Origin of the sequence: Oryzihumus sp. (assembly GCF_036391795.1) — a bacterium.
GTDB lineage: Bacteria > Actinomycetota > Actinomycetes > Actinomycetales > Dermatophilaceae > Oryzihumus.
Window position 1 is genome coordinate 1 of the sequence record NZ_DASVZH010000219.1, and the last position, 7840, is coordinate 7840.

The following is a 7840-nucleotide window of genomic DNA, read 5'->3' on the forward strand; positions in this document are numbered from 1 at the left end:
CGAGGGCGTTCGCCCGGCCCCGACCATGCTGACCCCGCACGCCGGTGAGCTCGCCCGGGCGCTGAGCCGGCTCACCGGCCGGGAGGTCACCAGGGCCAAGGTGTCCGGGGCGCCCGTGACCCATGCCCGCGAGCTGGCCGACCGGACCGGCGGCACCGTCCTGCTCAAGGGCTCGACCACCCTGGTGGTGCCGCCCGGGAGCAGCGGGCTGCCGATCCGGTCGCAGGCCGACGCGCCCGCGTGGCTGGCCACTGCCGGCTCCGGCGACGTGCTGGCCGGACTGGCCGGCACCCTGCTCGCCGCGGGCCTGGACCCCCTCGACGCGGGCAGCCTCGCCGCGCTGGTGCACGGCCTTGCCGGGCACGCGGCCAACCCCGGCGGCCCGGTGCGCTCGCTGGCGGTGGCGCACGGCATACCGACGGTCGTGGCGGGGTTGCTGGAGCGGCCCAAGGGCCGCGCCTGAGAGACTCGATGTGATGACAGCACCGGACGCCGCCCCCTCCACCACGTTGAGCGGTGGCGCCCCTGCGCGCGCCACCGTCGACCTCGACGCCATCGCCGGCAACGTCAGGACGCTGCGCGAGCACGCCGGGAGCGCCGGCGTCATGGCCGTGGTCAAGGCCGACGGCTACGGCCACGGCCTTCTTCCCAGCGCCCGGGCGGCCCTCGCCGGCGGGGCCAGCTGGCTGGGCGTGGCCCAGCTGCCCGAGGCCATGGCGCTGCGCGAGGCCGGGATCGACGCCCCCGTGCTGTCGTGGCTGCACGTGCCCGGCACCGACTTCGCGGCGGCGATCGGCGCCGACGTGGACCTGTCGGTCTCGGCGACCTGGGCCCTGGAGGAGGTCGCCGCCGCCGCGCGGACGCTCGGCCGGACCGCCCGGGTCCACCTCAAGGTCGACACCGGGCTGGGGCGCAACGGCGCCTTCGGGGTGGACTGGCCGGTGCTGCTGGACGCCGCCCGGACGCTGGAGGCCGAGGGTGCGGTGCGGGTCGTGGGGGTGTGGTCGCACTTCGCCTACGCCGACGCCCCGGACCACCCCACCGTGCGGCTGCAGCAGGAGCGCTTCGCCGAGGCCGTGCGCGAGGCCGAGAAGGCCGGCTGCGACCTCGAGGTCCGCCACCTGGCCAACTCCGCCGCCACGCTGACCAACCCCTCGGCCGCCTTCGACCTGGTCCGCCCCGGCATCGCCGTCTACGGGCTCTCACCGGTGCCGCAGCTGGGCGACCCGGCCTCGTTCGGGCTGACCCCCGCGATGACGCTGACCGCCGACATCGCCGTGGTCAAGCAGGTCCCCGCCGGGCAGGGCGTCAGCTACGGGCACCAGTACGTCACCCAGCGGGACACCACCCTGGCGCTGGTGCCGGTGGGCTACGCCGACGGGATCCCGCGCAACGCCACCAACGTGGGGCCGGTGGGTGTCGCCGGGACACGGCACACGGTCTCTGGCAGGGTCTGCATGGACCAGTTCGTCGTGGATGTCGGCCCCGAGGCCGAGGTCCACCCCGGCGACGTGGCCGAGATCTTCGGCCGGGGCGACGCCGGCGGGCCGACCGCCGAGGACTGGGCCCAGGCCACGGGCACGATCTCCTACGAGATCGTCACGAGAATCGGGTCGCGGGTGCCCCGCGTCCACGTCGGAGGTGCACGGTGAGTCCCGCACGCAACAAGACGCTGACCGGTCTGGGTGTCGGCCTGGTCGCGGCCGGTGCCGCGGCGGCCGCCGGGGTCGCCGCCGACCGGCTCGTGCGGGCGCGCAACACCGCGATCGCGCTGGACAGCTCCGAGACCTACGAGCGGCTCGCCGACGAGGAGCTGGTCGTCGTCGCCGACGACGGGGTGCCGTTGCACGTCGAGGTGGACCACCCGACCGCACCCGCCTCCGGCACGGGCCCCGTGCCCACCGTCGTCCTCTCGCACGGCTACACCCTCAGCCTGCGCTGCTGGGTCTTCCAGCGCCGCGCGCTCACCGCCGCCGGCTACCGCGTCGTGGTCTGGGACCAGCGCGGCCACGGCCGCTCCGGCACCGGCTCGCCGGAGCACTACGAGGTCGACCAGCTCGGCCACGACCTGGCCCGCGTGATCGCCGAGGCCGCCCCCGAGGGCCCGCTGGTCCTGGTGGGCCACTCCATGGGCGGGATGACGATCATGTCCCTGGCCGTGGAGCACCACGCGCTGATCCGCGAGCGCGTCATCGGCGTGGCGTTCGTGGCCACCAGCCCCGGCGGGCTGTCCGACGTCGACTGGGGCATGGGCAACCTCATGGGCAAGCTGGTGCGCCGGCTCGGGCCGCGCGCCATCGGCCAGTTCGCCGAGCGCCAGGGCGTGCTGGCCTCGGCCCGCAAGGCCGGGCGCGGCATCGAGGACTTCCTCGTCGACCGCTACTCCTTCGCCTCGCCGGTCCCGCTGGGCATCGTCCGGCTGACCGGCGACATGATCCTCGGCACCCGCCTGGACGTCGTCTCGCACTTCATGCCGGGCTTCGACCGGCACGACAAGCGGGAGGCGCTGGCACAGTTCATCGGCGTGGAGACGCTGGTGCTCAACGGCGCCGGGGACCTGCTCACCCCGCCGGACCACAGCCAGGAGATCGTCCGGCTGGTGCCGGGCGCCGAGCACGTCGTCGTCAACGACGCCGGCCACATCATCATGCTCGAGCACCCCGACCTCGTCAGCGAGCAGCTCCTGTCGCTCATCGAGCGCGCCCGCCGGGCCAGTGCCGGGCACGGCGACGTCCGCCGCAAGCCCCGTGTCCGCCGCACCGTCACCGACCTGGCCCAGCAGCGCCGGGTCAGCCGGGTGCAGGGTCGTCGTCGCCGCCGTGCGGGCTGAGCTCACCCTCGACACGGTCGAGGACACGCAGGCGTGGGGCGCACGGCTGGGCCGCTGCCTGCGCGCGGGTGACCTGGTGCTGCTCACCGGCGAGCTCGGTGCCGGCAAGACCACGCTCGCCCAGGGCGTCGCCGAGGGCCTGGGCGTGCGCGGGCCGATCACCTCACCGACCTTCGTCATCGCGCGGGTCCACCCCTCGCTGGTCGGCGGCCCGGCCCTGGTCCACGTCGACGCCTACCGCCTGGGCGGGTTCGCCGAGCTGGACGACCTCGACCTCGACGCCGACCTGGCCGACTCGGTCACCGTCGTGGAGTGGGGGCACGGGCTGGCCGAGGGCCTGGCCGAGGACTACCTCGAGGTCACCCTCACCGGGGCCGACCGGCGCCGGGTCACCGTCGAGGGCCACGGCCCGCGCTGGACCGGCGCGGCAGCCGAGGAGCTGGGCTCCCTGCTGGCTGGTTAGCCTGACCCCGTGCTGCTGCTCGCGATCGACACCTCCACCACGGCCATCACCGTCGCCCTGCACGACGGCGAGCGCGTCCTGGCCGAGACGGCGACCCTGGACGCCCGCCGGCACGGTGAGCACCTCGCCCCCGGCATCGAGGCCGTCCTGCGTGAGGCCGGTGCCTCGGTCGCCGACGTCACCGCGGTCCTCGCCGGGACCGGCCCGGGGCCGTTCACCGGCCTGCGCGTCGGCTTGGTGACGGCGCGCACCCTCGCCTTCGCCCGTGGCATACCGGTCCACGGGGTGTGCAGCCTGGACGCGATCGCCCACCAGGCCTGGACCGAGCGTCCCGGCGAGCTGGGGGAGTCGTTCCTCGTGGCCACCGACGCGCGGCGCAAGGAGGTCTACTGGGCCGACTACGCCGTCACCGGAGACGGGCCGCGACGCGTCGAGGGGCCAGCCGTGGACAAGCCCTCCGACCTCGTCGACCGGGTCGCCGGCCGCGCCGTGGCCGGCCGCGGGCCGCTGCTCTACCCCGACCCGCTCGGGGCCGGCGTGCCCCCTCTGGACGTCAGTGCCGGGCACCTGGCCGCCGTGGCAGCCGCCCGGCTGGCCGCGGGGCAGGAGCTCGGTCCGCCGGAGCCGCTCTACCTGCGTCGTCCCGACGCCGCGCCGTCCCTGACCCGCAAGTCGGTGCTGTGATGGAGGTGCGGTGATGGAGCTGCGCCCGCTGCGCTGGCAGGACATCCCCGAGCTGGTCGCCCTGGAGCAGCAGCTGTTCGCCCACGACGCGTGGAGCGAGCCGACCTGGTGGGCCGAGCTGGCCCAGCGGCCGCGCCGCTCCTACCTCGTCGCCCAGTCGGGCGACAGCCTCGCCGGGTATGCCGGGCTGGACCGGGGCGGCGACGTCGCCGACGTCATGACGATCGCGGTGGCTCCGGCCCAGCAGGGCACCGGGCTGGGGCGGGTGCTGCTCGACCGGCTCGTTGCCGACGCCCGCGAGTCCGGCGCGGAGCACCTCATGCTGGAGGTCCGGGCCGACAACGAGGCGGCCCTGAGGCTGTATGCCCGCCGCGGGTTCGAGCTGCTGACCGTGCGCCGCAAGTACTACCAGCCCGGTGACGTGGACGCCCACGTCATGCGGCTGCACCTGAAGGGAGCCACTCCGTGACCGACCAGCCGTTGGTGCTCGGTATCGAGACCTCCTGCGACGAGACCGGGGTCGGGATCGTCCGGGGCGAGACGCTGCTCTTCGACGCGGTCGCCAGCAGCGTCGACGAGCACGCCCGCTTCGGCGGGGTCGTGCCCGAGGTCGCCAGCCGGGCCCACCTCGAGGCCATGGTGCCCACCATCGAACGCGCGACGCGCGAGGCCGGCATCCGGCTCGAGGACGTCGACGCCGTCGCGGTCACCTCCGGCCCCGGGCTGGCCGGGGCCCTCCTGGTCGGCGTGGCCTCCGCCAAGGCCCTGGCGGTGGCCCTGGGCAAGCCGCTCTACGGCGTCAACCACCTCGCCGCGCACGTCGCCGTCGACATCGTCGAGCACGGCCCGCTGCCCGAGCCGACCCTGGCGTTGCTCGTGTCCGGCGGCCACTCCAGCCTGCTGCTCGTCCCGGACGTCACCCACGACATCCGCTCCCTCGGCAGCACCATCGATGACGCAGCCGGTGAGGCGTTCGACAAGGTCGCCCGCGTCCTGGGCCTGCCCTTCCCGGGTGGCCCGTACGTCGACCGGGCGGCGCGCGAGGGCGACGCGGCATACATCGACTTCCCGCGCGGGCTGACCTCGCGACGGGACATGGAGCGGCACCGGTTCGACTTCTCCTTCTCCGGGCTGAAGACCGCCGTGGCCCGCTGGGTGGAGGCGCGCGAGCGCGACGGGCAGCCGGTGCCGGTGGCCGACGTCGCCGCGAGCTTCCAGGAGGCGGTGACCGACGTGCTCACCCGCAAGGCGGTCCTGGCCTGCCGGGAGAACGGGGTCGAGGACCTGCTCATCGGCGGCGGGGTGGCGGCCAACAGCCGGCTGCGAGCCATGGCGCAGGAGCGCTGCGACGCCGGGGGCATCCGGCTGCGCGTGCCGCGCCCCGGGCTGTGCACCGACAACGGCGCGATGGTCGCCTCGCTGGGTGCGCAGATGGTTGCCCGCGGGCGCACCCCGTCGCTGCTGGACCTGCCCGCCGACTCCTCCATGCCGGTGGCGCTGGTCCAGGCCTGAGACCATGACCCGCCTGCTCGCACTCGCCGGGGTGGCGCTGGCCGTCTGGGCGCTGAGCTGTGCGGTGATGGTGCTCCTGGCGCACCGGCTCCCACCCGGGCTGCTGCGCGACGTCGCCGAGTTCCTGCCGGCCTGCGTGACCGCCGCGCGCCGTCTGCGCGGCGACCCCGCCGTGCCCCGCCGGGCCCGGGTGGCGCTGCTCGTCGCCGTCGTCTGGGTGGTCTCGCCGATCGACCTGCTGCCGGAGTTCCTGCCGGTCATCGGCCCGCTGGACGACGTCGTCGCCGTCGTCCTGCTCCTGCGGTATGCCGCGCGCAGCGTCCCGCGCGAGACGCTCCTGGCCGCGTGGCCGGCCAGCCCGCGGCTGCTCGAACGGGTGCTCGACGGTCGCCGCCGGGCACCCGAGCCGGGCGCCGGCTCGCCCGGCTAGGGTCCACGCATGCCTGCGTCCCACCGCCTTCCCGTGGTCCTCGACGTCGACACCGGGGTCGACGACGCCTGCGCCGTCCTGCTCGCGGCGATGCACCCGGACCTGGACCTGCGGGCCGTCAGCTGCGTCGGCGGCAACGCCGGGGTCGACGACGTCGTGCGCAACACACTCACCGTGCTGGACGCAGCCGGCCGCCCCGACGTGCCGGTGGCCCGCGGCGCCGAGCGCCCGCTGCTGGAACCGGCCCGGGACGCCCGGCACGTCCACGGCCAGGACGGGATGGGCGACCTCGACTGGCCCCGCTCGACCCGGGAGCCGGACGGGCGGCACGCGGTGGAGCTGCTCTGCGACGTCCTGCTGGAGGCCTCGACCAGGCCCCCGGAGCAGAAGGTCACGCTGGTGCCCATGGCCCCGCTGACCAACATCGCGCTGCTGCTGCGCATGTGGCCGCAGGCTGCCGCCGGCCTGCGCGAGATCGTCTTCATGGGCGGCGCGGCGCACGTGGGCAACGCGACCGCCTCGGCGGAGTTCAACGTCTGGCACGACCCGGAGGCCGCGGCCGTGGTGCTCGAGGCCGCGGAAGAGCTCGGGGTGTCGGTGACGATGTACGGCCTGGACGTCTTCTACGACGTGCGGGTCACGGCCGGTGAGGCGGCGACCCTGCGCCGCGCCGACCCCGGCGGCCCGGGTGACCTCGCCGGGCGCCTCATCGACTTCCAGTGCGAGCGCTTCGGCACGCCCGACGCCACGATCGGCGACGCCGGTGCGGTGTGCGCGGTCCTCGACCGGGCCGGCCTGCGCACCGAGCGGCTGCCGGTGCGGGTCGAGCTGGCCGGCACCTGGTCGCGCGGGCGCACGATCGTCGACCGGCGGGACTGGTCCGGCGACCTGGCCCACGACCCGCACGGGCAGGCGCCCACCAGCGTCGAGGTCGCCCTGCACGTCGAGGCCGAGCGCTACGCCCGGCTGTGGCTGGACACCGTCGGTGGTCGCCGCTGATGGGACGGGTCTTCGTCCTCGGCTCGCTCAACGTCGACCTGGTCACCCGGGTCGAGCGGCACCCGCGGCCGGGGGAGACCCTGCTGGGGGAGGGCCTGGTGCGGTTCGCCGGCGGCAAGGGCGCCAACCAGGCGGTGGCCGCACGCCTCGCCGGCGCGGACGTGGCCATGCTCGGTGCGGTCGGCGACGACGACGGGGGAGCGGCCTACCGGCGCCGGCTGGCCGCCCTCGGCATCGACGTCGGGCCGGTGGCGGTCGAGCCCGGGGCCGTGACCGGGCACGCGCTCATCACCGTCGACGCGGCAGGGGAGAACGTCATCGTCGTCGTGCCCGGCGCCAACGCGGCCGTGTCGACCACCCACCTGTCGGCCCTGGACGAGGCGGGTCCCGGCGACGTCCTGCTCGCCTCGCTGGAGGTGCCCACGGCCACCGTCGGCGCGGCCGTGCGCCGCGCCATCGCGGCCGGTGCGCGGGTGGTCCTCAACCTCGCCCCGTATGCCGCCCTGCCGCACGACGTCGTAGCGCTCGCCGACCCGGTGGTGGTCAACGAGCTCGAGGCGCTGGCGCTCGCCGACGCCGGGCAGGTCCCGGGGTCGCTGCTCGTGACGTTCGGCGCCAACGGCGCGGCCTGGGACGGCATACCCGCACCGGCGGTGGGTGTCCCCGAGGGGGAGGTGCTCGACACGACCGGGGCGGGTGACGCGTTCTGCGGGGCGCTCGCGGCGGCGCTGGCGCGCGGGCTCGGCCGGGACGGGGCGCTCGCGGCGGCGATGGAAGCGGGCGCGGAGGCGGTCCGCCGCCACGGCGCCCAGCCCGACCCCGCCCTCTGACCCACACCGCCGGTCACCACCACCGCGCCGAGCTGGACGTTGTGCCCCTTCAGCGCGCGCGAAGGGGCACCAGCGTCCAGCTCGGCAAGAGG

The 7840-nt window shown here is 75.7% G+C and carries 10 protein-coding genes; all 10 read left to right on the forward strand.

Annotated elements, in window-relative coordinates:
• Nucleotides 1-463 (forward strand): ADP-dependent NAD(P)H-hydrate dehydratase (locus VF825_RS13515; protein ID WP_331114137.1); only part of this gene is annotated, 463 nt, incomplete at its 5' end.
• A 13-nt stretch (nucleotides 464-476) separates the two neighbouring features.
• Nucleotides 477-1652: an alanine racemase gene (alr, locus tag VF825_RS13520; RefSeq protein ID WP_331114139.1), complete on the forward strand. Its 1176-nt coding sequence runs from the start codon at nucleotides 477-479 to the stop codon at nucleotides 1650-1652.
• The gene (locus VF825_RS13525; RefSeq protein WP_331114142.1) at nucleotides 1649-2830 is read left to right on the forward strand and encodes an alpha/beta hydrolase; all 1182 of its coding nucleotides are present in this window, start codon (nucleotides 1649-1651) and stop codon (nucleotides 2828-2830) included. Before alr ends, VF825_RS13525 begins: the two co-directional genes overlap by 4 nt.
• Nucleotides 2820-3293 (forward strand): tRNA (adenosine(37)-N6)-threonylcarbamoyltransferase complex ATPase subunit type 1 TsaE, encoded by a 474-nt coding sequence (gene tsaE / locus VF825_RS13530; protein ID WP_331114144.1) that lies wholly within the window; start codon nucleotides 2820-2822, stop codon nucleotides 3291-3293. Before VF825_RS13525 ends, tsaE begins: the two co-directional genes overlap by 11 nt.
• 9 nt (nucleotides 3294-3302) lie before the next feature.
• Nucleotides 3303-3977 carry a tRNA (adenosine(37)-N6)-threonylcarbamoyltransferase complex dimerization subunit type 1 TsaB gene (tsaB, locus tag VF825_RS13535; protein ID WP_331114146.1) on the forward strand — a complete coding sequence of 225 codons (675 nt, stop codon included), beginning with the start codon at nucleotides 3303-3305 and terminating at the stop codon, nucleotides 3975-3977.
• Between the two features lie 13 nt (nucleotides 3978-3990).
• Complete coding sequence (gene rimI, locus VF825_RS13540) at nucleotides 3991-4446, forward strand: ribosomal protein S18-alanine N-acetyltransferase (RefSeq protein ID WP_331114149.1); 456 nt, start codon at nucleotides 3991-3993, stop codon at nucleotides 4444-4446.
• Nucleotides 4443-5489 (forward strand): tRNA (adenosine(37)-N6)-threonylcarbamoyltransferase complex transferase subunit TsaD, encoded by a 1047-nt coding sequence (gene tsaD, locus VF825_RS13545; RefSeq protein ID WP_331114151.1) that lies wholly within the window; start codon nucleotides 4443-4445, stop codon nucleotides 5487-5489. Before rimI ends, tsaD begins: the two co-directional genes overlap by 4 nt.
• 4 nt (nucleotides 5490-5493) lie before the next feature.
• Nucleotides 5494-5919 carry a YkvA family protein gene (locus tag VF825_RS13550; RefSeq protein WP_331114153.1) on the forward strand — a complete coding sequence of 142 codons (426 nt, stop codon included), beginning with the start codon at nucleotides 5494-5496 and terminating at the stop codon, nucleotides 5917-5919.
• 9 nt (nucleotides 5920-5928) lie between these two features.
• Entirely contained in the window at nucleotides 5929-6918 is a 990-nt protein-coding gene (locus VF825_RS13555; RefSeq protein ID WP_331114155.1) for a nucleoside hydrolase, read from the forward strand.
• Nucleotides 6918-7748, forward strand: coding sequence for a ribokinase (locus tag VF825_RS13560; RefSeq protein ID WP_331114157.1), 831 nt, complete (start codon nucleotides 6918-6920; stop codon nucleotides 7746-7748). Before VF825_RS13555 ends, VF825_RS13560 begins: the two co-directional genes overlap by 1 nt.
• Nucleotides 7749-7840 lie beyond the last annotated feature (92 nt).